The sequence below is a fragment of the Acidovorax sp. K2F genome (assembly GCF_025246485.1).
GTDB classification, from domain to species: Bacteria; Pseudomonadota; Gammaproteobacteria; order Burkholderiales; family Burkholderiaceae_C; genus Acidovorax; species Acidovorax delafieldii.
This window is the reverse complement of the sequence record NZ_JAOBSQ010000013.1, coordinates 122,300-149,008: the sequence shown is the minus strand read 5'-3', so window position 1 is coordinate 149,008 and position 26,709 is coordinate 122,300. Positions and strand designations below refer to the sequence as shown.

Annotated in this window: 23 protein-coding genes; 19 read left to right on the top strand and 4 right to left on the bottom strand. The window is 65.3% G+C overall.

The annotated features are described in order from the left end of the window. The 3 genes from N4G42_RS06065 to xdhC all read right to left on the bottom strand — a co-directional run. On the bottom strand, nt 1–286 hold a 286-nt coding region (locus N4G42_RS06065; RefSeq protein ID WP_260666530.1), incomplete at its 3' end, for a DMT family transporter. 186 nt (nt 287–472) lie between these two features. Continuing rightward, complete coding sequence (locus tag N4G42_RS06060; protein ID WP_260666529.1) at nt 473–1,717, bottom strand: urate hydroxylase PuuD; 1,245 nt, start codon at nt 1,715–1,717, stop codon at nt 473–475. 198 nt (nt 1,718–1,915) lie between these two features. Continuing rightward, nucleotides 1,916–2,743 carry a xanthine dehydrogenase accessory protein XdhC gene (xdhC, locus tag N4G42_RS06055; protein ID WP_260666528.1) on the bottom strand — a complete coding sequence of 276 codons (828 nt, stop codon included), beginning with the start codon at nt 2,741–2,743 and terminating at the stop codon, nt 1,916–1,918. Nucleotides 2,744–2,901: 158 nt separating this feature from the next. Between xdhC and N4G42_RS06050 the strand changes: the two genes are divergently transcribed. Continuing rightward, nucleotides 2,902–3,450: a hypothetical protein gene (locus tag N4G42_RS06050; RefSeq protein ID WP_082522390.1), complete on the top strand. Its 549-nt coding sequence runs from the start codon at nt 2,902–2,904 to the stop codon at nt 3,448–3,450. A 49-nt stretch (nt 3,451–3,499) separates the two neighbouring features. Here N4G42_RS06050 and uraH read toward each other — a convergent pair whose 3' ends face one another. Then, on the bottom strand, nt 3,500–3,850 hold the full coding sequence (gene uraH, locus N4G42_RS06045) for a hydroxyisourate hydrolase (protein WP_099729445.1): 351 nt from the start codon (nt 3,848–3,850) through the stop codon (nt 3,500–3,502). A 108-nt stretch (nt 3,851–3,958) separates the two neighbouring features. Here uraH and N4G42_RS06040 point away from each other — a divergent pair, with 108 nt between their 5' ends. From N4G42_RS06040 to otnK, 18 genes are all read left to right on the top strand, one after another. Further along, entirely contained in the window at nt 3,959–4,627 is a 669-nt protein-coding gene (locus N4G42_RS06040; RefSeq protein ID WP_260666526.1) for a GntR family transcriptional regulator, read from the top strand. Between the two features lie 13 nt (nt 4,628–4,640). Next, nucleotides 4,641–5,621: an allantoinase PuuE gene (puuE, locus tag N4G42_RS06035; protein ID WP_260666525.1), complete on the top strand. Its 981-nt coding sequence runs from the start codon at nt 4,641–4,643 to the stop codon at nt 5,619–5,621. Nucleotides 5,622–5,626: 5 nt separating this feature from the next. Beyond that, entirely contained in the window at nt 5,627–7,405 is a 1,779-nt protein-coding gene (gene uraD / locus N4G42_RS06030; protein WP_260666524.1) for a 2-oxo-4-hydroxy-4-carboxy-5-ureidoimidazoline decarboxylase, read from the top strand. After that, on the top strand, nt 7,402–8,637 hold the full coding sequence (locus tag N4G42_RS06025; protein ID WP_260666523.1) for an ArgE/DapE family deacylase: 1,236 nt from the start codon (nt 7,402–7,404) through the stop codon (nt 8,635–8,637). Before uraD ends, N4G42_RS06025 begins: the two co-directional genes overlap by 4 nt. A 168-nt stretch (nt 8,638–8,805) precedes the next feature. Beyond that, nucleotides 8,806–10,593 (top strand): gamma-glutamyltransferase, encoded by a 1,788-nt coding sequence (ggt, locus tag N4G42_RS06020; RefSeq protein ID WP_260666522.1) that lies wholly within the window; start codon nt 8,806–8,808, stop codon nt 10,591–10,593. 193 nt (nt 10,594–10,786) lie between these two features. Beyond that, nucleotides 10,787–12,067 (top strand): C4-dicarboxylate transporter DctA, encoded by a 1,281-nt coding sequence (locus N4G42_RS06015; protein ID WP_121943592.1) that lies wholly within the window; start codon nt 10,787–10,789, stop codon nt 12,065–12,067. Nucleotides 12,068–12,104: 37 nt separating this feature from the next. Continuing rightward, nucleotides 12,105–12,809: a GntR family transcriptional regulator gene (locus tag N4G42_RS06010; RefSeq protein WP_056060747.1), complete on the top strand. Its 705-nt coding sequence runs from the start codon at nt 12,105–12,107 to the stop codon at nt 12,807–12,809. Nucleotides 12,810–13,007: 198 nt separating this feature from the next. Further along, complete coding sequence (locus tag N4G42_RS06005; protein ID WP_056747391.1) at nt 13,008–14,495, top strand: nucleobase:cation symporter-2 family protein; 1,488 nt, start codon at nt 13,008–13,010, stop codon at nt 14,493–14,495. A gap of 449 nt (nt 14,496–14,944) precedes the next feature. Further along, entirely contained in the window at nt 14,945–17,251 is a 2,307-nt protein-coding gene (locus tag N4G42_RS06000) for an NADP-dependent malic enzyme (protein ID WP_260666521.1), read from the top strand. Between the two features lie 294 nt (nt 17,252–17,545). After that, nucleotides 17,546–18,577 carry an ABC transporter substrate-binding protein gene (locus tag N4G42_RS05995; RefSeq protein ID WP_260666520.1) on the top strand — a complete coding sequence of 344 codons (1,032 nt, stop codon included), beginning with the start codon at nt 17,546–17,548 and terminating at the stop codon, nt 18,575–18,577. Between the two features lie 72 nt (nt 18,578–18,649). Next, complete coding sequence (locus N4G42_RS05990) at nt 18,650–19,474, top strand: ABC transporter ATP-binding protein (protein ID WP_056060735.1); 825 nt, start codon at nt 18,650–18,652, stop codon at nt 19,472–19,474. 19 nt (nt 19,475–19,493) lie between these two features. After that, a complete protein-coding gene (locus N4G42_RS05985) occupies nt 19,494–20,261 on the top strand; it encodes an ABC transporter permease (RefSeq protein WP_056060732.1) in 768 nt (255 codons plus the stop codon). Next, nucleotides 20,254–20,742 carry a nucleoside deaminase gene (locus tag N4G42_RS05980; protein WP_260666519.1) on the top strand — a complete coding sequence of 163 codons (489 nt, stop codon included), beginning with the start codon at nt 20,254–20,256 and terminating at the stop codon, nt 20,740–20,742. The genes N4G42_RS05985 and N4G42_RS05980 overlap by 8 nt, the downstream gene beginning before the upstream one ends. Nucleotides 20,743–20,872: 130 nt before the next feature. Further along, entirely contained in the window at nt 20,873–21,916 is a 1,044-nt protein-coding gene (locus N4G42_RS05975; RefSeq protein WP_260666518.1) for a patatin-like phospholipase family protein, read from the top strand. 109 nt (nt 21,917–22,025) lie between these two features. Further along, nucleotides 22,026–22,805 carry a FadR/GntR family transcriptional regulator gene (locus N4G42_RS05970; RefSeq protein ID WP_260666517.1) on the top strand — a complete coding sequence of 260 codons (780 nt, stop codon included), beginning with the start codon at nt 22,026–22,028 and terminating at the stop codon, nt 22,803–22,805. 299 nt (nt 22,806–23,104) lie between these two features. Continuing rightward, on the top strand, nt 23,105–24,481 hold the full coding sequence (locus tag N4G42_RS05965) for a GntP family transporter (RefSeq protein ID WP_260666515.1): 1,377 nt from the start codon (nt 23,105–23,107) through the stop codon (nt 24,479–24,481). Nucleotides 24,482–24,512: 31 nt separating this feature from the next. After that, a complete protein-coding gene (ltnD, locus tag N4G42_RS05960) occupies nt 24,513–25,424 on the top strand; it encodes an L-threonate dehydrogenase (protein WP_260666514.1) in 912 nt (303 codons plus the stop codon). After that, complete coding sequence (gene otnK, locus N4G42_RS05955; RefSeq protein WP_260666513.1) at nt 25,421–26,698, top strand: 3-oxo-tetronate kinase; 1,278 nt, start codon at nt 25,421–25,423, stop codon at nt 26,696–26,698. Before ltnD ends, otnK begins: the two co-directional genes overlap by 4 nt. The last annotated feature ends 11 nt before the right edge of the window (nt 26,699–26,709 follow it).

Here is a 26,709-nt window from a genome sequence, read left to right as displayed (position 1 = left end):
CTAGACCGGCCAGTCGAAGGAAGCTCGCCGACTCACCAAACCAGAGCATTCCGAGCACCGCCGTCAAAGCTGTTCCGCTTCCCGCCCATACCGCATAGGTAAGTCCGACTTCCATATGCCGGACGGCGATTGCCATAAGCCAGATAGCGGCGGAATAACAAAGCCCTGAAAGGACGGAAGGGAAAATACGTGTGAAGCCATCCGCATAGCGGAGTGCAATGGTTCCAACGACTTCCGAGAGCACGCTTGCCGCCAGTACAAGCCAAGCAAAGGTTGAGTCACGCACAGAGCACCTCTCAAGCCAGGCGCCTATACCGAGCGCGGCCAGAGGTTCTAAGAGCGGTACCCGGGATCAGTATTGGAGAGTATCAGAGGCGCGCCGAAACAGACTAAGGCTCAGTCGAGCCACGTCCGCTTCTTGGCGATTCTGTGAGCGACAGCTTCTGGCCGATTGCCGCGGCACTCAACACATTCAAGGCCCCGTTGCAGCCCCTGCCTCAAACCACTTCCCAATCAACGCACGCTCCGCATCGGTGATGCCCGTGGCGTTGTTCATGGGCATGAGCTTTTGCACGACGGCCTGCTGGTAGATGGCCTGGGCGTGTTGCTTCACGCTGTCGGGCGAATCAAGCCGCAGGTTCTTCATCTGCACCTGCTCGCCGTGGCACATGTAGCAGCGCTGTTCCAGCACCGCCTGCACGGCCTTGAAGTCATTTTGGCTGCTAGCGCCGTTTTTATCTGCGCTGGCAGCTCCTGAAACAGGAGCATTCACCACGGGGGTGGCCACCGGTGCGGGGCGCATCCACACAATGGCGCCCACGATCACGGCCACACCCACCAGCGCATACGGCAGCGGGTTGCCGTTGCGGCCCAGCTTGTAGCCGTGGCGCATCACGAAGAACTGGCGGATGGCCGCGCCCGCGAACATCATCAGGATCAGCACCAGCCAGTTTTGCGGGTGGCTCCAGGTGAAGCTGTAGTGGTTGCTCAGCATGGCAAACAGCACCGGCAGCGTGAAATAGGTGTTGTGCACGCTGCGCTGCTTGCCGCGCTTGCCGTGGATCGGGTCCACGGGCTGGCCAGCCTTGATCTGGCTGATGACCGTGCGCTGGCCAGGGATGATCCAGAAGAACACGTTGGCGCTCATGGATGTGGCGATCATCGCCCCCACCAGCAGGAAGGCCGCGCGGCCCGCAAACCAGTGGCAGGCCAGCCACGAGGCCACGCACACCAGCACCAGCACCAGCGCGCCCACAATGGCGTCGCCGTTCTTGCGCTGGCCGAAGATGCGGCAGATGGCGTCGTACAGCAGCCAGAACACCACAAAGAAGCCCAGCGCCACCATGATGGCCGTGGCGGGCGCCCAGTCCATGCGCGACTTGTCGATGAGGTAGGTACTGGCGCTGTAGAGGTAGGACACGGTGAACAGCGCAAACCCGCTGATCCAGGTGCTGTAGCTCTCCCAGAAGAACCAGTGCAGGTGTTTGGGCAACTGCGGCGGCGATACCGCGAACTTGACGGGGTGGTAAAACCCGCCGCCGTGCACGGCCCAGAGCTCGCCGCTCACGCCTTGTTTCTTGAGGTCTTCGTCCTCGGGCGGCGTGAGGCTGCTGTCCAGAAAAACGAAATAGAACGACGAGCCGATCCAGGCGATGGCCGTAATGACATGGACCCAGCGCAAAAGCAGGTTGGCCCAGTCGAGAAAGTAGCTTTCCATATCTCAACCTTGATGGCGCGTTAGCGCCAAACAGCAAACCTGCTCACCACTGCGGGCGCTCTGAGCAGACATTGAGGTCGCGCACCTTGGCCAGTGGGTTGCTGGCCGGGGCACCGCTGCGACCGGTACGTCAAAGTGTATGCAGGAATTGTTCCCGATTCCAGCCCCAACCTGGGGCATTCGGGGCCGGAATTACCCTCATTCCCCAGCCTTTGGCGCTGGCTGCAGCGTCTGCAGCAACTGCGCTGCCACGGCAACGGCAATCACCTCAGGCTCCTTGCCGCCAATGCCGGGAATGCCGATGGGGCACGTCACTTGGGCCAGCTCCTCGGGCGCAAAACCACGCCCATGCAAGCGGTTGCTGAAGGTGGCCCACTTGGTTTGGCTGCCGATCAATCCGATGAAAGGCAGGTCGCCCTGCTCGCGCTGGCGGCGCAGGCAGGCGGCCACCACGTCCAGGTCCTCGGCGTGGCTGAAGCTCATGATCAGCACGCGGCTGCCGGGTGCCATGCGGGGCACGGCGAGTTGCACCGGCTCGGAGTGTTCGCAGACCACACCCTCGGGCGGGTCGGGCGGGAAGATGCCGTCCCGGCTGTCGATCCAGGTCAGCGCAAAAGGCAGTGGCGCCAGCACGCGGGCCAGCGCGTGGCCCACATGCCCGCCGCCAAACAGGGCCACCGGGTGCAGGTTGGGTGTGAGGCGCTGGGCCAGCCCCGGGGCGTCTTGCGCCGCGAGAAGCTCAAATCCCAGGTGCACCACCCCGCCGCAGCACTGGCCCAGCGCCGGGCCCAGCGCAAACCGCATCGGCCCAAGCGCCGTCACCGGCCCACCCGCCAGGCGGCGGCGCGCCTCGGCAATCGCCTGCAGCTCCAGATGCCCGCCGCCGATGGTGCCCACCAGCTGGTCGGCAAATACCGCCATCCAGGCGCCGCGCTCCCGGGGCACGGACCCTTGGGTAGACTCCACGGTCACCAGACAGGCTGGCGCGGCCCCCAGGCCGTCCAGCAGCATTTGCAAATTTGTCACCGCGATCCTTTTCGTGACGGACGCAAAACGGGGCCAGGCAAGCGGCTCACCCTCCGGTGAGTCTGCTGCTGCATCCCCTTTGCAGCCGTCGTCATTTTGTAACGTACCACCTTCGCCGCTGGGTTATCGTGCCCGCAGCCTCAGGAGCCTTTCACACCATGCCCGACACGCCCTCTCCCCGCTCCACCGGAAAGCGCAGCCACTGGTTGCTGGCAGGCATCATGGCCGTGGGTGCGGCGCTGGTCTCGGCCTGCAAGTCCCCACCAGAGCCCACGCCAGCCCCCGCTCCCGACAGCGTCCCCTCCACCGGCCCCGATGCCAGCGGCGTCAAGGGCCCCGTGCCCGCCACGGCCGGATCTGCGCGCCCCTCGGCCGCTGCCACACCGCTGGCCTACCGCCAGGATGCCGCCACACACCTGTATGGCCTGAACCGCGAACGCATCTTCAAAGGCAAACTGCCGCCGCAGCTGTATGCCATCGGTGTGCTGCAGCTCGACATCGACCGCGCAGGCAAGATCACCCGCCTGCACTGGATGCGCGCCCCGCGCCATGCCCCCGAGGTGGTCACCGAGATCGAGCGCACGGTGCGCGCTGCGGCCCCCTTCCCAGTCCCTGCCCGCATGGGCAAGGTCACCTACACCGAGACCTGGCTGTGGGACAAGAGCGGGCACTTTCAGCTCGATACGCTGACCGAAGGGCAGCTGTAGCAATATCCCCCTGAGCGGCCAGGCCACTTCGGCCGTCAGGCAGCGCTTGCTACGAGCCCCGGTAGGTCGAATAGCTCCAGGGGCTGACCAGCAGCGGCACGTGGTAGTGCTGGTCGGCATGCGCAATGCCGAAGTCCAGGCTCACCTGGTTCAGAAAATTGGGTTCGGGCAGATGCACGCCCCGGGCCTTGAAGTAGCCCGCCACATCAAAGCGCAGCCGGTAGGTGCCGGTGCGCAGGCTGGCGTTGTCGAACAGCGGTGCGTCGGTGCGGCCGTCATGGTTCAGCACCAGGCGCTTGATGAGGGTGGCGTTGTCGCCGTCGGTGGAATACAGGGCCACTTCCATGCCGGCCGCAGGGCAGCCGTTCATGGTGTCCAGAACGTGGGTGCTCAATCCCATGGGGGAATCTCCTGAAGTAAGAGTCTGTCCAATCGGCGACGATTGCCAGATCGCAGTGTGTAGACCAAAAGTGTATACACTTTTCACCATCCACCGTATCATGCAGCCATGGAATCTTCCTCCACCAGCGCCATTGTCGAAGCGCTGACCCGCGCCATCGTAGAGCACCGCCTGCAACCCGGCACCAAGCTGGCCGAGCAAAAGCTGGCCGACCACTTTGGCGTGTCGCGCACGCTGGTGCGCCAGGCGCTGTTCCAGCTGGCACAGAACCGGCTGGTCACGCTGGAGCCCGCACGGGGCGCATTTGTGGCCACGCCCTCGGTCGAGGAGGCACGCCAGGTGTTTGCCGTGCGCCGCATGCTGGAAACCGAAATGACCCGCGCCTTTGTGCGCAGCGTGACGCCCGCCAAGCTCAAGGCCCTGCGCGCCCACGTGGCCAACGAGAAGACCGCCATGGGCACGCAGGACGCCAGCACCCGCACCGAGTTGCTGGGCGACTTTCATGTGCGCATGGCCGAGCTGATGGGCAACGAGGTGCTGGCGCAGATGCTGGGCGACCTGATCTCGCGCTGTGCCCTCATCACGCTGATGTACCAGTCAGCCAGCGCCGCCGAACACTCGCACGAGGAGCACGCCGACATCGTGGCGGCCCTGGCCGCGCGCGACGAAGAACGTGCCGTCGCCCTGATGCAAAGCCACCTCGAACATGTCGAAGCCAGCCTGACCTTTGACCGCAAGCGCCCTGCCAGCGATCTGACCGCCGCCCTGGCCCCTTGAAAACCACCCCAACATGATCTACGACACCACCCAGGCCTACCCCCGCGACCTTATTGGCTACGGCAAGACCCCGCCCCATGCGCAGTGGCCCGGTGGCGCGCGCATTGCCGTGCAATTCGTCCTGAACTACGAAGAGGGCGGCGAAAACGCGGTGCTGCATGGCGATGCGGGCAGCGAGCAGTTCCTGTCCGAAATGTTCAACCCGGCCAGCTACCCCGAGCGGCACATGAGCATGGAGGGCATTTATGAATACGGATCGCGCGCTGGCGTGTGGCGCATCCTGCGCGAGTTTGAAAAGCGCCAGCTGCCACTCACGGTGTTTGGCGTGTCCACGGCCCTGCAGCGCCACCCCGACCTCACTGCCGCCTTTGTGGAGCTGGGCCACGAGATTGCCTGCCATGGCCTCAAGTGGATCCACTACCAGCACATCCCAGAAGACGTCGAGCGCGCGCACATGGCCGAGGCCATGGCCATCATCGAGCGCCTGACGGGCCCACGAGGAGGCTCGGAAGGCCAAGTGCACGGCCTGGGCTGGTACACCGGCCGCGACAGCCCTAACACCCACCGCCTGGTGGCCGATTACGGCGGGTTTGAATACGACAGCGACTACTACGGCGACGACCTTCCCTTCTGGATGAAGGTGCAAAAGACCGACGGCAGCGTGGTGCCCCAGCTCATCGTGCCCTACACGCTCGATTGCAACGACATGCGCTTTGCGCTACCCCAGGGCTATTCGCACGCCGACCCGTTCTTCCAGTACATGAAGGACACCTTCGATGCGCTGTATGCCGAGGGCGATCCGGCCGGCGACAACGCACCCAAGATGATGAGCATTGGCATGCACTGCCGCCTGCTGGGCCGCCCGGGCCGCATCACGGCGCTGCAGCGCTTTCTGGATCACATCGCACAGCACGACAAGGTGTGGGTGGCCCGCCGCATCGACATCGCGCGCCACTGGAAGGCCGTGCACCCCTATCCCACCACAAAGGCCTGATGACCATGGCATGGACCCTTGACCAACTGAACGCCGCCACGCCCGCGCAGGCCCTGGAGGCGCTGGACGGCGTGTACGAGCATTCCCCCTGGATTGCCGAGCAGGCGCTCACGCAGCGGCCATTCCGCTCGCTGGCACACCTCAAGCACGCCCTGGCCCACGCGGTGCGCACCGCCAGCACCGAGGCGCAGCTGGGCCTGATCCGCGCCCACCCCGAGCTCGCGGGCAAGGCCATGGTGGCGAAAAGCCTCACGGCTGAATCGACCAACGAGCAGTCCAAGGCGGGACTGACGCAGTGCACGCCCGAGGAATTTGCGCGCATCCAGCAGCTCAATGCGGACTACAACGCACGCTTTGGCTTCCCCTTCATTCTGGCCGTGCGCGGACCGCGTGGCGCGGGGTTGAACAAGCAGCAGATCATCGACACCTTTGCGCGGCGGCTCGATAACCACCCTGAATTCGAGGTGGCAGAGGCCTTGCGCAACATCCACCGCATCGCCGAGATCCGCCTGAACGACAAGTTCGCCGCCGAACCCTTGCTGGGCAATGACGTGTGGGACTGGCATGAAAAGCTGGCCGAACACTCCGACCCCGGCTTTGCCGAAAAGGGCCAGCTCACCGTCACCTACCTCACCGACGCACACCGCGCCTGTGCCCAGCGCATCAGCCACTGGATGCGCGACTGCGGCTTTGACGAGGTCGAGGTGGACGCCGTGGGCAACGTGGTAGGGCGGTATCGCGCCGCAACGCCCGGGGCGAAGTACCTCATGACGGGCTCGCACTACGACACCGTGCGCAATGGCGGCAAGTATGACGGGCGCCTGGGCATCTTTGTGCCCATGGCTTGCGTGCGCGAACTGCACCGCGCGGGTCGGCGCCTGCCGTTCGGCATCGAGGTGATTGCCTTTGCCGAAGAGGAAGGCCAGCGCTACAAGGCCACCTTCCTGGGTTCGGGCGCGCTCATCGGTCACTTCAACCCCGCCTGGCTGGACCAGAAGGATGCCGATGGCGTGACCATGCGCGCGGCCATGCAGCACGCTGGGTTATGTATCGACGACATTGCCAAGCTGCAGCGCGACCCGGCCCAGTACCTGGGCTTTATTGAAGTCCACATCGAACAGGGCCCGGTGCTCAACGAGCTGGACGTGCCGCTGGGCGTGGTCACCTCCATCAACGGTGGCGTACGCTTTGTGGGCGAAATGATCGGCACCGCCAGCCACGCAGGCACCACCCCCATGGACCGCCGCCGTGATGCGGCCGTGGCCGTGGCAGAGCTGGCGCTGTACATCGAGCAGCGCGCCGCCCAGGACGGGGACTCGGTGGGCACGATCGGCCTGCTCAACGTGCCCGGCGGCTCCATCAATGTGGTGCCGGGCCGCTGCCAGTTCAGCCTGGACCTGCGTGCGCCCACCGATCCGCAACGGGACGCACTGGTGCGCGATGTGCTGGACCACCTGGGCCAGATCGCAGCCCGGCGCGGCCTGCGCTATACGCTGGAGGAATCCATGCGCGCCGCAGCAGCCCCCAGCGCCCCGGCCCTGCAGCACCAGTGGGAGCGTGCTGTGGACCACCTGGGCGTGCCCGTGTTCCGCATGCCCAGTGGGGCAGGCCACGATGCCATGAAGCTGCACGAAATCATGCCGCAGGCCATGCTGTTTGTGCGCGGAGAAAACTCCGGCATCAGCCACAACCCGCTCGAATCCACCACCAACAACGACATGCAACTGGCCGTGGACGCCTTCACCCAGGTGCTGCACCAGCTTGCCGAGGAACAACAACCATGACCACCCCGAACCACCACGCCGCGCTGGACGCCTGGATCGACCAGCACTTTGACGAAGAAGTGCGCTTTCTGCAGGCCCTGGTGCGCGTACCCACCGACACGCCCCCCGGCAACAACGCGCCCCATGCCGAGCGTACCGCCGAGCTGCTGAAGGACTTTGGCTACGAGGCCGAAAAGCACGCCGTGCCCACTGCCGATGTGTTGGCCTACGGCATGGAATCCATCACCAACCTCATCGTGCGCAGACCGTACGGCAGCGGTGGCAAGACCATCGCCCTGAACGCCCACGGTGACGTGGTGCCGCCCGGCGAAGGCTGGACACACGACCCCTATGGCGCCGAGATTGTCGATGGCGCCATGTACGGCCGCGCCACCGCCGTGAGCAAGAGCGACTTTGCGAGCTTCACCTTTGCCGTGCGGGCCTTGGAAGCCGTGGCCAGGCCCACCCAGGGCGCGGTAGAGCTGCACTTCACCTACGACGAAGAGTTTGGCGGCGAACTCGGCCCCGGCTGGCTGCTGCAAAAGGGACTGACAAAGCCCGACCTGATGATTGCCGCCGGCTTCAGCTACGAAGTGGTCACCGCACACAACGGCTGCCTGCAGATGGAAGTGACGGTGCACGGCAAGATGGCCCATGCCGCCGTGCCCCACACCGGAGTGGATGCCCTGCAGGGCGCCGTGCACATCCTGAACGCGCTGTACGCACAGAACAACGAGTACAAGAAGGTCACGTCCAAGGTCGAGGGGATCAAGCACCCCTACCTGAACGTGGGCCGCATCGAGGGCGGCACCAACACCAACGTCGTACCCGGCAAGGTGATGTTCAAGCTCGACCGCCGCATGATCCCCGAGGAAAACCCGGTGGAGGTCGAAGCCAACATCCGCCGCGTGATCGAACAGGCTGCAGGTGAGCGCGCCGGTATCAGCGTGGAGATCAAGCGGCTGCTGCTGGCCAACGCGATGACGCCGCTGGCGGGCAACAAGCCCCTGGTCGATGCGATCCAGCAACATGCCCAGGCCGTGATCGGTGAACCGGTCCCCGCCGTGGGCACGCCGCTCTACACCGACGTGCGCCTGTATGTGGAGCGCGGCATTCCCGGCGTGATTTACGGCGCAGGCCCCCGCACGGTCCTCGAATCGCACGCCAAGCGCGCCGACGAGCGCCTGCAGCTCGAAGACCTGCGCCGCGCCACCAAGGTGATTGCACGGACATTGAGCGACTTGCTCGCCTGAGGGCCCACGGGACAGTAAGTAATGCACGCAGCACATCAGTGCTGCGCTTCAATGTCATGGCGACATAGCCTCTGGCAGCCCTTTGACCGACCTACACTGGCGCGGGCGCATCCATCCACTGGATGCGCCCGTTGTCATTTCCAGATTCCACACACCAGGAGATATCCCATGAACATTCGTCATACGCTGCTGGCTGGCAGCGTTGTGCTGGCCCTGGCCAGCCTCACGGCCTGCGGCAGCACGCCGCCGGTAGCCGCGGCTACACCCGCGCCCGCAGTGCAGCAGACCGCCTCGGCCCAGGCCGCCAGTGCAGCCTACGACTTCGACATGGATGTGTTCCACCCCGTGGTGGCACGCAATGGCATGGTCGCCTCCGAGCAGGAGCTGGCCTCGCAGATCGGCCTGGACATCCTCAAGGCCGGTGGCAACGCTGTGGATGCGGCCGTGGGCATTGGCTTTGCGCTGGCCGTGGCCCTGCCTAATGCGGGCAACCTGGGCGGTGGCGGCTTCATGATGGTGCACGACGCCAAGACCGGCAAGAGCGTGGCCCTCGACTTCCGCGAAGTGGCGCCATCGAAGGCCACGCGCGACATGTACCTGGACGCCAAGGGCAATGTGGTGGACGGCAAGTCGCTGTACACCCACTATGCCGTGGGCGTTCCCGGCACCGTGGCGGGCATGGAACACGCACTCAAGAGCTGGGGCACCCTGCCCCTGTCGCGTGTGATCGCCCCGGCCATCGAACTGGCGGACAAGGGCTTCCCGGTGAGCGAAACGCTCGCCAAGATCCTGCAGCAAGAGAAGAAGAACATGGGCAAGTGGCCCGCCACCCAGGCCATCTTCTGGAAGAACGGCGAGCCGCTCAAGGTGGGCGACCCGCTGGTGCAAAAAGACCTGGCGCAGTCCATGCGCCTGATCGCCCAGCAGGGCGCCAAGGCGTTCTACGAAGGCGAGATCGCCCAGAAGATCGCGGCTGAAATGGCACCCCACGCAGGCGCCATCACCCTGCAAGACCTGCGCGAATACAAGGTGGCCGAACGCGTCCCCACGCGTGGCACCTACCGTGGCTACGAGATCGTGACCATGCCCCCACCCTCCTCGGGCGGCCCGCACCTGGTGCAGATCCTGAACATGCTGGAGCCCCTGCCCCTGGCCCAGTGGGGCCCCAACAGCGCGCAGACCATCCACCACATGGCCGAGAGCAGCAAGCTGGCATACGCCGACCGCTCCGAATACCTGGGCGACCCAGACTTCGTGAAGATCCCGCTGAAGGGCCTGACCTCCAAGCGCTATGCCGAATCGCTGGCCAAGGGCATCGACCCCAACCGCGCACGCCCGGCCAAGGAGATCAAGCCCGGCCAGCCCCAGCCGTATGAGAGCGACCAGACCACCCACTACTCGGTGGTGGACAAGGCGGGCAACGCCGTGGCCGTGACCTACACGCTGAACACCAACTTCGGCAGCGGCATCGTCGCCAAGGGCACGGGCATCCTGCTCAACAACGAGATGGACGACTTCTCGGCCAAGCCCGGTGTGGCCAATGCCTATGGCCTGGTCGGTGGCGACGCCAACGCAGTGGCCGCCAAGAAGCGCCCCCTGTCGTCGATGACGCCCACCCTGGTGCTCAAGGACGGCAAGCCCACGCTGGTCACTGGAAGCCCTGGCGGCGCGCGCATCATCACCACGGTGCTGCAGACGGTGGTCAACACCATCGACTTCGGCATGAACCCTGCGGAGGCCGCAGCGGCACCCCGCGTGCACCACCAGTGGACGCCGGACGAGCTGCGCGTGGAAAAGGGCCTCTCGCCCGACACCATTGCCCTGCTCAAGCAACGCGGCCACAACATCGCGGTCAAGCCTTCGATGGGCCGCACGCAGACCATCCAGATCCGTGGCGGCGCGCTGTACGGCTACTCGGACCCCCGCAACCCCGACGGCAAGACCCTCGGCTACTGATTGCCGGCGCCCGCTTGATGCGGGCGGTCTGTGCTTGTCAACATTTGCGAGGCCACGCCCCACAAAGGCGTGGCCTTTTTATTGCCGCCTCTGGCAACCCCATGCGGGCATACCCTCATACCGCCACTCTTCAGACTTGCCTACAGTTCTTGTATGCAAGATTTGCGTTCAAAAAGCTACTGAAGGAGTTGGCATGCCCCGGTTTTTCAAATCCCTTTTTGGTCAGGTGGTGCTGGCCTTGATAGCCGGTGTGGTGGTGGGCCTTGTGTGGCCCGACACCGCCATTGCGCTCAAGCCCCTGGGAGACGGCTTCATCAAGCTCATCAAGATGCTCATCCCGCTCATCGTCTTCTGCGTGGTGGTGCATGGCATTGCAGGCACTGGCGACCTGCAGCGGGTAGGCCGGGTGGGCGTCAAATCGCTGATCTACTTCGAGGTGGTCACCTCCATCGCCCTGGTGCTGGGCCTGGCGCTGGCGTTCTGGTTCGAGCCCGGCGTGGGCATGAACGTGGACCCCAAGGCGCTGGACCCCAAAGCCATGGGCGCCTACGCCGAAAACGCCAGCAAGCTCACCGGCGGCGGCTTCACCGACTTCTTGCTCAAGCTCATACCCACCACCGCCGTGAGCGCGTTTGCCAACGGCGATGTGCTGCAGGTCCTGCTGTTTTCCATCGTTTTTGGCTGCGCCCTGGCATTGATCGGTGAGCGCGGGGCGCGGGTCACCGGCCTGATCGATGACCTGTCGCATGTGCTGTTCAAGACCATGGGCCTGATCATCAAACTCGCACCGTTGGGTGTGCTGGGCGCCATCGCGTTCACCGTGGGCAAATACGGCCTGGGTTCCCTCAAGCAGCTGGGCATGCTGGTGGCGCTGTTCTACGCCGCGGTGGTCATCTTCGTCGTGGTGGTGCTGGGTCTCATCATGCGGGTGTCGGGCTTCAGCCTGTTCAAGCTGCTGCGCTATCTGCGCGAGGAACTGGCCGTGGTGTTTGCCACCACGTCGTCCGACAGCGTGCTGCCCCAGATCATGGCCAAGCTCAAGCACATGGGCATCCGCGATTCGACCGTGGGCCTGGTGATCCCCACGGGCTACTCGTTCAACCTGGACGCGTTCTCGATCTACATCACACTGGCCGCCGTGTTCATCGCCCAGGCCACCAACACGCCGATTTCCATGGCCGACCTGCTGACGATCCTGGCGATCTCGCTGGTCACCTCCAAGGGCGCTCACGGCGTGCCCGGCTCGGCCATCGTCGTGCTGGCAGCCACCTTGCAGGCCATCCCCGCCATCCCGGCGATTGGCCTGGTGCTGGTGTTGTCAGTGGACTGGTTCATGGGCATCGCCCGCGCGCTGGGCAACCTCATTGGCAACTGTGTCGCCACCGTGGCCGTGGCAGCCTGGGAAGGCGACATCGACCGCGAACGCGCCCACGCCGTGCTGGATGGTCGCGAGCCACCCTCGCCGCGTGCCTGATCGGGCAAGCCCCGACACAGCACGCGACAATCCGGCCATGAGCATCAACCAGACCCAGATCGCCCAGCAGGTGGTGGAATCCATCCTGGCGCAAAAACTCTCCCCCGGCGAGCGCCTGGGCGAGCAGGAGCTGGCCGATCTGTTCGGCGTGAGCCGCACGCTGGTGCGCGAGGCCCTGATGCAGCTGCAGGCACGGGGCTTTGTGGAAGTGCGCTCGCGCCGGGGCTGGTACGTGGTGGAGCCCTCGGTGGAGGATGCGCGCGACGCGTTCTCCGCCCGGCGCATCATCGAATCAGGCATCCTGGCCGATGCGGGCCGCCCGCTGCAGAGCGTGACCCGCCGCCTGCGTGCGCACATCGCCGACGAACAGCAGGCCATCGAAGGAGCTGACGCTGCCACACGCGCCTTTTTGCTCGCAGACTTCCACGTCTGCCTGGCCGAGGCGATGGGCCACCGCAGCCTGAGCGACATCCTGCGCGACCTCACGGCCCGCACCACCCTGGCGGCATCGCTGTACCAGTCGCAGCACGCGGCCGGCCAGTCTTGTGCGGAGCATGCCGCCATTGTGGAGGCGCTGGAGGCCGGCAACACCACCCTGGCCCGCGAACGCATGCTCGCCCACATTGGCCATGTGGAAGGCGCCCTCAACCCCGGCCAGCCGCTGGTGCGCGACCGCCTGCGCGAGTCGCTGGCACCGCTGACCAGTCAACGCACCAAGGCTGCATCCACGGACCTGGGCTAGCTGACGCCGGACGCGCCCGGCCCCCAAGCTTCCCATCGCCTGCGTCCACAGCCGGCGGGTACTTTGCTGCGCCCCTCTAAGGGTTAACCGGGATAAGCGTGCCCGGTCATTTTGTATACGATTTTTGTATGGACATCTGTGCACCATTCGGCACAGGTTTCCATTCCGTATTCAAAACCCAACCCCCGAAGGACACCCATGAACCCGCCCGTACACCCCGTGGACGAACACCTGCCCCTGGGGCGACTCACGGCGCTGGGCCTGCAGCATGTGCTGGTGATGTATGCGGGTGCCGTGGCAGTGCCGCTCATCGTGGGCCGTGCGCTCAACCTCACGCCCGACCAGGTAGCCAAGCTGATCTCGGCCGACCTGTTTGTGTGCGGGCTGGTCACGCTGATCCAGGCGCTGGGCGCCTCGCGATGGTTTGGCATTCAGCTGCCGGTAATGATGGGGGTGACCTTTGCCTCGGTGGCGCCCATGATCTCGATGGCGCAGACCACCGGCGGCACCGCCGGGGCCGGGCTGATCTTTGGCTCGGTGATTGGCGCGGGGGTGATCTCCATCCTGATCGCGCCACTGGTGAGCCGCATGCTCCGTTTCTTCCCGCCGGTGGTGACCGGCACCATCATTGCGGTCATCGGCATCAGCCTGATGCGCGTGGGCATCAACTGGATCTTTGGCAACCCCGTGGGCCCCACGGCGCCCAGCGTGCCCAACCCCGAGCACCTCAAGTGGCTGGCCGATGCGCAGGCCGCTGCCGGAGCCCCCGGCTCGTCACTGCCACCGGTTCCCAAGGGGTTTGCGGTGGTGCCCACGGTGCCCAACCCCAAGTACGCCGACCTGACCGGTGTGGGCATCTCGGGCCTGGTGCTGCTGTCCATCCTGCTGATTGCCAAATTTGCCAAGGGCTTCGTCGCCAACATCTCGGTGCTGCTGGGCATCGTCATTGGTGCGGTGGTGGCCGTGGCGCTGGGCATGATGAACTTCGACAAGGTGGCCAAGGCGCAGTGGTTTGACCTGGTGCTGCCGTTCGAGATTGCCGGCCCTGTGTTCGACCCCATCCTGATCCTGACCATGACCCTGGTGATGATCGTGGTCATGATCGAATCCACCGGCATGTTCCTGGCCCTGGGCGAGATGACCGACCGCAAGGTGGACCAGGCAGCCCTCACGCGCGGCCTGCGCACCGATGGCCTGGGCACGCTGCTGGGTGGCATCTTCAACACCTTTCCGTACACCAGCTTCTCGCAGAACGTGGGGCTAGTCGCCGTCACCGGCGTCAAGAGCCGCTTTGTGTGCGTGGCCGGCGGCGTGATCCTGATCGTGCTGGGCGTGCTGCCCAAGATGGCCGCACTGGTCGAGTCGCTGCCCACCATGGTGCTGGGCGGCGCGGGGCTGGTGATGTTCGGCATGGTGGCGGCCACAGGCATCCGCATCCTTGGCGGGGTGGACTTCAAGACCAACCGCTTCAACGCCATGATCGTGGCCGTTTCCATCGGCGTGGGCATGGTGCCGCTGATCGCGCCCAACTTCCGCCAGTGGATGCCGCACGCTATCCACCCGCTGATCGAATCCGGTATCCTCCTGGCCTCGATCACGGCGGTGGCCCTGAACGTTTTCTTCAATGGCGCCAGCCGCGACACCTCCGCCGCTGTCAACGCCGCACGCCAGGCCGACGCCCACTAGCATCCCGCCTGCCCGCTGCCGAAAACCTGCCACTGCCCGCGTGGCTCCGCCCCCTGTCCGCCATGGCTGCCAGGGGGTTTTGGCTTTAGAGCCTGTTCAAAGTCTTTTTGGAGATCGCATTGGAGTGCAATCGGGATGAGTGGATGCTTCGGATGCGCCGCATGGGCTCATGCCCATGCAAGCGGCCGGGGCGTTCAATCGCCCGATTTCACTCCAACCCTTCGGGCAAGTGCCTTGCCGGGCGGTCTGCGGCGTTGCGGCGCTTGCCAATAGCACGGGCTATTGGCTGCGCACCGCGCCTGGCATCCCATCCCGGCAAGGGACTTGTGCGACTCCAAAAAGACTTTGAACAGGCTCTTATGCTGCATCCGCATAAACCTGCATGCCAGCCGCCCACGCCATCGGGTACCCTTGTTTTGCATTCCGCCGAGGACTTCCAGGATTTCCGTATGACACAGAACATTTCTGCCGCCGAACAGGCCCTGCGCGACGCTGCGCGCGAATACCACCGCAACCCCACCCGGGGCAAGATTTCGGTCACCCCCACCAAGCCGCTGTCCAACCAGCGCGACCTGTCGCTGGCCTACTCGCCAGGCGTGGCCTATCCGTGCCTGGACATCGCGGCAGACCCCTCCAAGGCGTTTGACTACACATCGCGCGGCAACCTGGTCGCGGTGATCACCAACGGCACGGCGGTGCTGGGCCTGGGTGACATCGGCCCGCTGGCCAGCAAGCCGGTAATGGAAGGCAAGGGCTGCCTGTTCAAGAAGTTCGCCGGGGTGGACGTGTTCGACATCGAACTGGCCGAACGCGACCCCGACAAGCTCATCGAGATCATCGCGGCGCTGGAGCCCACGCTGGGCGGCATCAACCTCGAAGACATCAAGGCGCCCGAGTGCTTCTACATCGAGCGCGAACTCAGCAAGCGCATGAACATCCCGGTGTTCCATGACGACCAGCACGGCACGGCCATCATCAGCAGCGCGGCGCTGCTCAATGGACTGGAGCTGGTGGGCAAGCAGATCGACCAGGTGAAGATTGCCGTGTCGGGCGCGGGAGCGGCCGCCATTGCCTGCCTGAACGTGATGGTGGGCCTGGGCGTGAAGATCGAGAACGTCTTTGTCTGCGACTCCAAGGGCGTGATCTACGAAGGCCGCCCCGGTGGCTACGACGAATCCAAGGCGGCCTACGCGCAAAAGACCGACGCCCGCACGCTGGCCGATGCAGTCAACGGCGCCGACGTGTTCCTGGGCTGCTCGGCCCCCGGCGTGCTCACGGCCGAGATGGTCAAGACCATGGGCCCCAAGCCCATCATCCTGGCCCTGGCCAACCCCGAGCCCGAGATCCGCCCCGAACTCGCCAAGGCCATCCGCCCCGACTGCATCATCGCCACGGGCCGGTCGGACTACCCGAACCAGGTCAACAACGTCCTGTGCTTCCCTTACATCTTCCGCGGTGCGCTGGACTGCGGTGCCACCAAGATCACCGAGGCCATGAAGCTGGCCTGCGTGCGCCAGATCGCCGACCTGGCCAAGGCCGACATCAGCGAAGAAGTGGCCAGCGCCTATGCAGGCAAAGAGCTGACCTTTGGCCCCGATTACCTCATCCCCACGCCGTTCGACTCGCGCCTGATCCTCAAGATCGCGCCCGCCGTGGCCAAGGCCGCTGCTGAATCGAGCGTGGCCACGCGCCCCATCGAAGACATGGAGGCCTACAAGGAAACGCTGTCGCGCTTTGTCTACCAGACCGGCATGCTGATGCGCCCCGTGATCAACGCGGCCAAGGCCCTGCCCGATGCACAAAAGCGCGTAGCCTACGCCGACGGTGAAGACGAACGCGCCCTGCGCGCCGCGCAGATGGCCATCGACGACAAGATCGCCACGCCCATCCTCATCGGCCGCCCCGCAGTGATTGCCGCGCGCATCGCCAAGGCCGGCCTGCGCATGCAGCTGGGCAAGGACGTGGAGGTGTGCAACCCCGAGGACGATCCGCGCTTTCGCCAGTACTGGGAGCACTACCACCAGCTCATGAAGCGCAACGGCGCCTCGCCCGAAGTGGCCAAGGCCGCCGTGCGCCGCTCCAACACCATCATCGCCTCGCTGATGGTCAAGCTGGGCGATGCCGATGCCATGATCTGCGGCCTGGTGGGCACGTATGAAACGCACCTGGAGCGCATCCACAGCATCATCGGCCGCCAGGAAGGCGCCAACAACTACGCGGCGCTGAACGCGCTGATGACCAACCGGGGCACGCTGTTCATTGCCGACACCTATGTGAACGAAGACCCCACGGCCCAGCAGCTGGCGGACATCGCCTGGATGTCGGTGCAAGAGGTGCAACGCTTTGGCATCCCACCCAAGGTCGCCTTCCTGTCGCACTCCAGCTATGGCTCGTCCAAGCGCGCATCGGCCCGCAAGATGCGCGAGGCGCGCGACCTGTTCGTGGCCGCCCACCCCGAGATCGAGTGTGATGGCGAGCTGCACGGCGATGCCGCGCTGGAGCCGAACATCCGCAACGCCTACATGGCGGATTCGACCCTGACGGACTCGGCCAACCTGCTGATCTGCCCCAACCTGGATGCTGCCAACATCCTCTACAACGTGCTCAAGACGACCACCAGCGGTGGCGTCACGGTGGGCCCCATCCTGATGGGCGCCGCTGCCACGGCCTACATCCTGACCCCGGCCGCCACCGTACGCCGGGTGCTGAACATGACGGCCCTGGCCGTGGCCAGCGCTGCCGCCCGGCCACGCTGAGCGCGCTGTCCCGTGCTGACCTGAGCGCAGGCCGTGAGCAGGCCTGCCCACACACCGTTGCAACGGGGCCCTCGGGCCCCGTTTTTCATGGGCAAGCCAACCCCTAGCACTGCGCATGCACCATTTCGGGAAACCCAGCATGCTGATGCGCACCACTTCGGTGAACAATGGGGCGCAGCAAAGCACCCGCGTACACAAACCGGGCATCGTTTTTGCTGACTGCAGGACCATGGCCCATCAAAGGGGCCAGAGCCTTCCCTCACCGAATTTCCCCTCGCCCGACAGGAGCCCCGAATGAAAAAAAGACTGTTCATGCAAACCGCCGCCGCCCTGGCTCTGATCGGCAGCGCATCGCTGGCCCAGGCGCAGGCCACCACGCCCATCAAGTTCCAGCTGGACTGGCGTTTTGAAGGCCCAGCCGCGCTGTTCCTGCAGCCTGTGGCCAAGGGCTATTTCAAGGCCGCAGGCCTGGACGTGACGGTGGATGCGGGCAACGGCTCCGGCGGCGCAGTGCAGCGCGTGGCATCGGGCACGTACGACATGGGCTTTGCCGACCTGGCCGCCGTGATGGAGTTCCACGCCAACAACCCCGACGCGCAGAACAAGCCCGTGGCGGTGATGGTGGTCTACAACAACACGCCCGCCTCGGTCATGGCGCTGAAAAAGAGCGGCATCACCAAGCCCGCCGACCTGGCCGGCAAGAAGCTGGGCGCCCCCGTGTTCGACGCAGGCCGCCGCGCGTTTCCCATCTTCCAGAAGGCCAACGGCATCGGCGCCGTGACCTGGACCGCCATGGACCCCCCGCTGCGCGAAACCATGCTGGTGCGCGGCGATGTGGACGCCATCACCGGCTTCACCTTCACCTCGCTGCTCAACCTGGAAGCCCGGGGCGCCAAGGCCGCCGATGTGGTGGTGCTGCCCTATGCCGACTTCGGCGTGAAGCTGTATGGCAATGTGATCATCGCATCGCCCAAGCTCATCAAGGAGAACCCGGCCGCCATCAAGGCGTTCCTGTCGGCCTTCACCAAGGGCGCCAAGGAAGTCATTGCCAACCCCGCAGCCTCCATCGAATACGTGAAGGCGCGCGACGGCATCGTGAACGTGCCGCTCGAAACCCGCCGCCTGCAGCTGGCCATCGACACGGTGATCAACAGCCCCGACGCCCGCACCGAAGGCTTTGGCCAGCTCAAGCCCGGACGCCTCTCGCTGATGGCGTCGCAGGTATCGGATGCGTTCAACACCAAGACCCGCGTGAACGCCGACGATGTGTGGAACGCCAGCTTTCTGCCCAGCGCTGCCGAGCTGAACATCCTGCCCAAGAAGTAATTACTATTAATTTGATAGCTGCAAGCGCTTGATTCACTAGCGCTTTCGGCCATTCTGAGCATAAAAACTTCCATGCAGGCTGCTGACAACTATTTTGTGGACTTCCGGGACGTCTGGCTCGCCTACAACGACGAGCTGCGCGCCAAGAACCAGTTTGCGGTCGAAGCCATCGACCTGCAGGTACGCCAGGGCGAATTCATCGCCATCGTGGGCCCCTCGGGCTGCGGCAAGTCCACCTTCATGAAGCTGGCCACCGGGTTGAAGATGCCCTCCATGGGCAAGATCCTCATCGATGGGCAGCCGGTGACGGGGCCGCTCAAGGTCTCGGGCATGGCCTTTCAGGCGCCTTCGCTGCTGCCCTGGCGCACCACGGTGGACAACGTGCTGCTGCCACTCGAAATCGTCGAGCCCTACCGCAGCAACTTCAAGCAAAAACGCAAGGAATACGAAGAGCGCGCCCGCAAGCTGCTGCAAAAGGTGGGGCTGGCGGGCTATGAGGACAAGTTCCCCTGGCAGCTGTCGGGCGGCATGCAGCAGCGCGCCAGCATCTGCCGCGCGCTGATCCACGAGCCCAAGATGCTGCTGCTGGACGAGCCCTTCGGCGCGCTGGATGCCTTCACCCGTGAGGAGCTGTGGTGCATCCTGCGCGACCTGTGGACCGAGCAGCAGTTCAACGTGATCTTGGTCACGCACGACCTGCGCGAATCGGTCTTCCTGGCCGACACGGTGTATGTGATGAGCAAGAGCCCCGGCCGGTTCGTGGTGCGCAAGGAGATCGAACTGCCCCGCCCGCGCGACCTGGAGGTGACCTACACCAAGGAGTTCACCGACATCGTTCACGAACTGCGCGGCCACATCGGCGCACTGCGCAAAGCCGGCGCGCCCATCCAGCAATAACAAGAAAGCGCCTCATCCCATGCACAAGAAAACCGTAGAGCGCTGGTCTCCCTGGCTGCTGCTGACCGCCACCATCCTGCTGTGGCAGATCATCTGTTCGGCCTTCAATGTCTCCGAGTTCATCTTCCCCAGCCCCTGGGCCATTGCCACCCAGCTGGTGGAGTTTGGCGGCGTCATCGCAGGCCACGCTTGGCGCACCTTCTGGGTCACCATGGCCGGCTTTGGCATCGCCATCGTCGTGGGGGTGCTGCTGGGCTTTGTGATCGGCTCTTCGCGCCTGGCCTATGCCGCCGTGTACCCGCTGATGACGGCCTTCAACGCACTGCCCAAGGCAGCGTTCGTGCCCATCCTGGTGGTGTGGTTCGGCATTGGCGTGGGCCCGGCCATCCTCACGGCGTTTCTCATCAGCTTCTTCCCCATCATGGTCAACATCGCCACCGGCCTCGCCACGCTGGAGCCCGAGCTGGAAGACGTGCTGCGCGTGCTGGGCGCCAAGCGCTGGGACGTGCTGACCAAGGTGGGGCTGCCCCGCTCCATGCCGTACTTCTACGGCTCGCTCAAGGTGGCCATCACGCTGGCCTTTGTGGGCACCACCGTGTCGGAAATGACCGCTGCGAACGAAGGCATCGGCTACCTGCTCATCAGCGCGGGCTCGTCCATGCAAATGGGCCTGGCCTTTGCGGGCCTGATGGTGGTGGGCGCCATGGCCATGGTGATGTACGAGCTGTTCAGCTGGATCGAAAAACGCACCACGGGTTGGGCACACCGGGGTTCTCAAGGTGAATAATCCGACGGCGTTGAGCGAAGCCCAGGCAGCCACGCTGCTGCGCCGCGCCAACGCCGTGGCCCAGCGCGCCAAGGACATGGGCCGCCATCCCTTCGGCGCGCTGCTGGTTGCGCCCGATGGCGAGACGGTGCTGGCCGAGCAGGGCAACATAGACACCGTGAACCATGCCGAGAGCACGCTGGCCCGCACGGCGGCGGCCAACTATCCCGGCGAGTACCTGGCCCGGTGCACGCTGGTCACCACCTTCGAGCCCTGCGCCATGTGTGCAGGCACCATCTACTGGGCGGGCATCGGCCGCGTGCTGTATGGCGCCGAAGAAGCCGCCCTGCTCGCCCTGACGGACGACCACCCCGAGAACCCCACGCTGGCCCTGCCTTGCCGCACGGTGTTTGCGAGCGGCCAGCGCCCCACCGAGGTGCTGGGGCCGGTGCCTGCGCTGCAAGACGAGATCACGGCCCTGCACCGCGATTTCTGGCGGTAGTTGGCTCTGGCGCTTGTATGCCAAGCGCAAGCAGCTCCTCTTTCAGGAGCAAAAGACACCACCAACCGGTGACTCGGCACCCTGCCGCTATACTGCCCGCCCCGTTTGGACGACAGCAGGATCACACCGCATGCGCTTGACCATTCTTTTGCGCCTTCTGGCCCTTGGGGCCGCAGCAGGTCTGGCCGCATGCGGTGGCACCGCGCCGACCCAGCCAGCGGCGGGCGACGCGTCACCTGCCGCTGCGACCACATCCACCACGCCACCCATCCGCATTGGCATCGCCCTGGGCGGTGGCGCGGCCAAAGGCTTTGCGCACATCGGCGTGATCAAGATGCTGGAGGCCAATGGCCTGGCGCCCGCCGTGGTCTCGGGCACCAGCGCAGGCAGCGTGGTCGGCGCGCTGTATGCCAGCGGCATGAACGCCTTCGAGATGCAGGAAAAGGCCGTGGCACTGGACGAAGCCAAGATCCGCGACCTGCAGCTGTCGTCCGGCGGGCTGGTACTGGGACAGAAGCTCGAAGACTATGTGAACGAGCAGGTGCGCCGCAAGCCGCTGGAACAGATGGCCAAGCCCTTCGTCGTGGTGGCCACGCGGCTGGAAGATGGCGAGCGCACGGTGTTTGCACGCGGCAACACCGGCCAGGCCGTGCGCGCATCGAGCAGCGTGCCCGGTGTGTTCCAGCCCGTCACCATCGGCAAATACCATTTTGTGGATGGCGGCATCGTGAGCCCTGTGCCTGTGGATGCCGCACGCCAGCTGGGCGCCGACATCGTGATCGCGGTGGACATCTCCAACAAGGCCCGGGGCCAGACGCCGGGCAACATGCTGGGTGCGCTGAACCAGTCGATTGCCATCATGGGCCAGAAGCTGGGCCAGGCCGAGCTGGCGCGGGCGGACGTGATCATCCGCCCGCAGGTGCTGGACATTGGCGCCGCCGACTTCAGCCAGCGCGCCAACGCCATCGTGGAAGGCGAGAAGGCCGCGCTGGCCGTGATGCCGCAAATCCGCGAGCGTGTGGCCCAGCTCCAGGCCGAGCGCAGCAAGGCGGCGGCGCAGGCCCAGCAGAAGGCGACCGAGGCGCAGTACCAGGCCTGCCTGGACAACCGCAGCCGGCTGCAGAAGCTGGCGGGCCTGGCCAAACTGGACGACTCCTGCCCGGTGCCCAAGTAGCGCGGCAAACAAACGATTCCGGCGCAGTGCCCTTCGGGTAAAGTCAACTGCGCCCCGGCCTGCCAGCACCACCCGGCACCGACTTCACGCCCCACCGCCCGCCCCACCCATGTCTTCGCCGTTCTCCGCCGTCAAACCCAGCGCCAAGCTCTCCGACCAGGTGGCCAGCGCGCTGGAGGCCGAGATCCGCGCGGGCCGCATCCAGGCGTCCGACAAGCTGCCCACCGAGGCGGTGCTGGCGCAGCAGTTCCAGGTCAGCCGCACGGTGGTGCGCGAGGCCATTTCGCGCCTCAAGTCGCTGGGGCTGGTGGACTCGCGCCAGGGCAGCGGCGTGTATGTGCTGGCTCCGGGCATCGAGCCGCTGCAGTTTGATGTACCCCTGGCGGCGTCGCGCGAGGCGGTGATGCAGATCGTGGAAGTGCGCCGCGCGCTGGAGGCTGAGGTGGCCGAGCTGGCAGCCCTGCGTCGCACCGATGAAGACATTGCCGCCATCCGCGCCGCCATGCAGCACATCGCCGACGCCGTGCGTGCAGGCCGCGACGGGGTGGAAGAAGACGTGCTGTTCCACCGCGCCATCGCCCAGGCGGCAGGCAACCCATTCATGATCAGCACGCTGGACTATCTGGCGCAGTTCCTCAAGGGCGCAACCCGCGTGACCCGCGCCAACGAAGCCCGGCGCACCGACTTTGCCGATGCGGTGACCCACGAGCACACCCACATCGTGCGCGCCATCGAGGCGGGCGACCCGGTGGCAGCGCGGGCGGCTGCCGCGCAGCACATGAAGAACGCACTGGCCCGCATCGAGCAGGCCGACCTCACGTTCTGGGCCCAGGACGGCGCTCGGCTGGCCCAGCCGCTGGTGGCAGCATCCACACCGCTGGTGTTCTGAGCCACGTCCCAAGCCTGCGCGCCGGGCTTGCGTCCCAACACATCAGTGATCTGCTACATATTTGGTAGCTACTCAGGCATATTGCACTAGCGCTTGAGCACAAAAACGCCTCAAAACCGCTTCACCGACCATACCCACGCACTGGCAGACGCGGGTTAACCCGTATCAGTGCTGCTGGCGATAATTTGTATGATAACCATATAAACACACCAACCAAGGTGCAGCTGGAAACCCCTGCAAGGTCGCTTTGAGCGGCTCCAGCCTGGGTCAGCCCCTTCCATCCCGGAGATATCTCGTTCATGTCCACCCTCGCACTTCTCGGCATCGGCGCCGGTAGCATTGCCCTGCTCCTGTTGCTCATCATCCGCTGGCAGGTCCACGCCTTCGTGGCGATGATGCTGGTGAGCTTTCTGGTGGCGTTTGCCACGCAGATGCCCATTGGCGACATCATCAGCACGCTGATTGCGGGCATGGGCGGCACGCTGGGTTCGGTCGCCATCCTGGTGGCGCTGGGCTCCATGCTGGGGCGCATGATCGAGGTCTCGGGCGGTGCGGCCAGCCTGGCCAACCGCTTCACGCAACTGCTGGGCCCCACACGGGTGCCCATGGCCCTGACAGCCGCCGCGCTGGTGCTGGCCATCCCGGTGTTTTTTGACGTGGGCTTCATCATCCTGGTGCCCATCGTCTACGGCTTTTGCAAGGCAGCGGGCGTCAACCCCATCAAGTTCGGACTGCCCGTAGCGGGCATCATGCTGGCCGCACACGTGGTAGTGCCACCGCACCCAGGCATCGTCGGCGGGGCGGCCATCGTCAAGGGCGACATTGGCTGGATCACCATCATTGGCCTGGCCATCTGCATCCCGCTGGCGGCGCTGTCGCAGGTGGTTTCGGGCTGGCTCAACCGCAAGGGCTACCCCATGCTGCCCACCACGGCCGAGCAGTTTGCGGCCTTTGGCAGCAGCCAAGAAAGCGCGGACTCCAAGGCCCCCAAGGCTGCCACTGCCCCCGGCGTGGGCACCATCATGGCGCTGATCCTGATCCCGCTGGCCCTCATCATGGCCGGTACCACTGGCGCCACGCTGCTGCCCAAGGGCGACAACCTGCGTAACGTGCTCGGCTTCATCGGCTCGCCCATCTTCGCGCTGATGGTGGCCGTGGGCCTGGCGATGTTCCTGCTGGGCCGCAACCAGGGCTGGAACCGTGAGCGCACCAATGCCATCATGGAATCCGCCCTGCCCCCTGCCGCCACCGTGATTCTGGTGACGGGTGCAGGCGGCGTGTTTGCCAAGGTGCTCACCGCCAGTGGCATTGGCACGGCGCTGTCGCAAAGCCTTACGGCCACGCACCTGCCGCTCATCTTGCTGGCGTTCATCATCTCGCTGGCGCTGCGCGCCGCGCAGGGCTCGGCGACCGTGGCCATCATCACCACCTGCGGCCTGCTGGCCGACGCTATTGCGGGCGGCGGGTATTCCCCCTTGCAAGTGGCGCTGCTCACGGTTGCCATTGGCTTTGGCAGCCTGGGCCTGTCGCACGTCAACGATTCGGGCTTCTGGATCGTGACGCGCTACCTGGGCCTGAGCGTGGGCGATGGCCTGCGCACCTGGACCGTGCTGACCACCGTGCTGGGCTTGGCGGGCTTTGCCCTGACTGCCCTGCTGTGGGTGGCCGTTGCCTGATTTTTTCTCTTTGCTCTAGAAAGACACCACTATGACCCAACCCACCGTCGGCATCATCGGCCTGGGCGCCATGGGCGCTGGCATTGCCAAAACCCTGCGCAACAACGGTTTCACCATCCACGTCTGCGACGTGCGTCCCGGCGTGGCCGATGCCTTTGTGGCAGACGGTGGCACGGCCCATGCCACCACTGCTGCGCTGGCGGCGGTGAGTGATGTGGTGGTGTCGGTGGTGGTCAACGCCGCGCAGACCGAGAGCGTGCTGTTTGGCGACGATGGTAAAAGCGGCGCGGCCAGCACCATGCGCCCCGGCAGCACCTTTGTGATGTGCTCCACCGTGGACCCCAACTGGTCGGTGGCGCTGGAAGCGCGCCTGAACGCACTGGGCCTGCACTATGTGGACGCCCCCATCTCCGGTGGCGCAGCCAAGGCCGCATCGGGCCAGATGACGATGATGACCTCGGCCAAGCCCGAGGCCTATGCCGCAGCGGGCGCGGTGCTCGACGGCATGGCTGGCAAGGTGTACCGCCTGGGTGACAAGGCGGGCGCGGGCAGCAAGGTCAAGATCATCAACCAGCTGCTGGCCGGTGTGCACATTGCCGTGGCCGCCGAAGCCATGGCCCTGGGCCTGCGCGAAGGCGTGGAAGCCAGCGCCTTGTATGAAGTGATCACAAACAGCGCGGGCAACAGCTGGATGTTTGAAAACCGCATGGCCCATGTGCTGGCGGGCGACTACACGCCGCTGTCGGCCGTCGATATTTTTGTGAAGGATCTGGGCCTAGTGCTGGACACCGCACGCGCCAGCAAATTCCCCCTGCCACTGGCCGCCACCGCGCACCAGATGTTCATGCAAGCCTCCACCGCAGGCTTTGCCAAGGAAGATGACAGCGCCGTGATCAAGATCTTCCCCGGCATCACACTCCCCGAAGGCAAGGAAAAGGCATGACGCGCGCACGTGCTCTGCTGGGCTGCATCGCCGACGACTTCACCGGCGCGACCGACCTGGCCAACAACCTGGTGCGCGCAGGCATGCGCGTGGTGCAGGCCATGGGCGTGCCCACGGCTCCGCTCGATACCGAGGCCGATGCCATCGTGGTCGCGCTCAAGTCCCGCACCATTCCCAAGGGCGATGCCATCGCCCAGTCGCTGGCCGCTCTGCAATGGCTCAAGGCGCAAGGTGCCGAGCAGATCTATTTCAAATACTGCTCCACCTTTGACAGCACGGCCGAAGGGAACATCGGCCCCGTGACCGATGCGCTGATGCAGGCCCTGGGCACCGACTTCACCATCGCTACGCCCGCCTTCCCCGACAACAAGCGCACCGTTTTCAAGGGCTACCTGTTTGTGGGCGATGTGCTGCTGAACGAGAGCGGCATGCAGAACCACCCGCTCACACCCATGACCGACCCCAACCTGGTGCGCGTACTGCAGGCGCAAACCCCCAGCCGCGTGGGTCTGATCGACCACAGCGTGGTCGCGCAGGGCGAAGCCGCCATCCGCGCGCGCATCAACCAACTCAAGGCGGAGGGCGTGCGCATGGCCGTGGTGGATGCGGTGTCCAACGCCGACCTGCTGCGCCTGGGCCCTGCCCTCAAGGGCATGCCGCTGGTCACCGCAGGCTCGGGCGTGGCGATTGGCCTGCCGGGCAACTTTGGCGTGGCCCCCAGCAACGAGGCCGCACGCCTGCCCGCCGCACAAGGGCTGCAGGCCATCGTGTCGGGCAGCTGCTCAGTGGCGACCAACCAGCAGGTCATGGATTTCATCAAGGCGGGCAAGCCTGCTCTCGCCATCGACCCGCTGCGCATTGCGGCAGGCGTGGACGTGGCCGCCGAAGCGCTGGCCTGGGCCGAAGGCCACCTCGGCCAAGGCCCGGTGCTGGTGTATTCCACCGCCGAGCCATCGGCTGTGCGCGCCATTCAGGGCAAGCTGGGCTCCGAGAAAGCCGGTGCCATGGTGGAAGACACCATTGCCGCCATTGCCCGTGGCCTGGTACAGCGCGGTGTGCGCCAGCTCATCGTGGCGGGCGGCGAAACCTCGGGTGCCTGTGTGCAGGCCCTGGGCATTACGCAGATGCGCATTGGCGCCCAGATCGACCCCGGCGTGCCGTGGTGCCATGCCGTGGCGCCCGACGCCAAGGACGGGCTGCACATCACGCTGAAGTCGGGCAATTTCGGCAGCACCGACTTCTTCACCAAGGCTTTTGCACAATTGCTGGCATGACCTCTACCCCC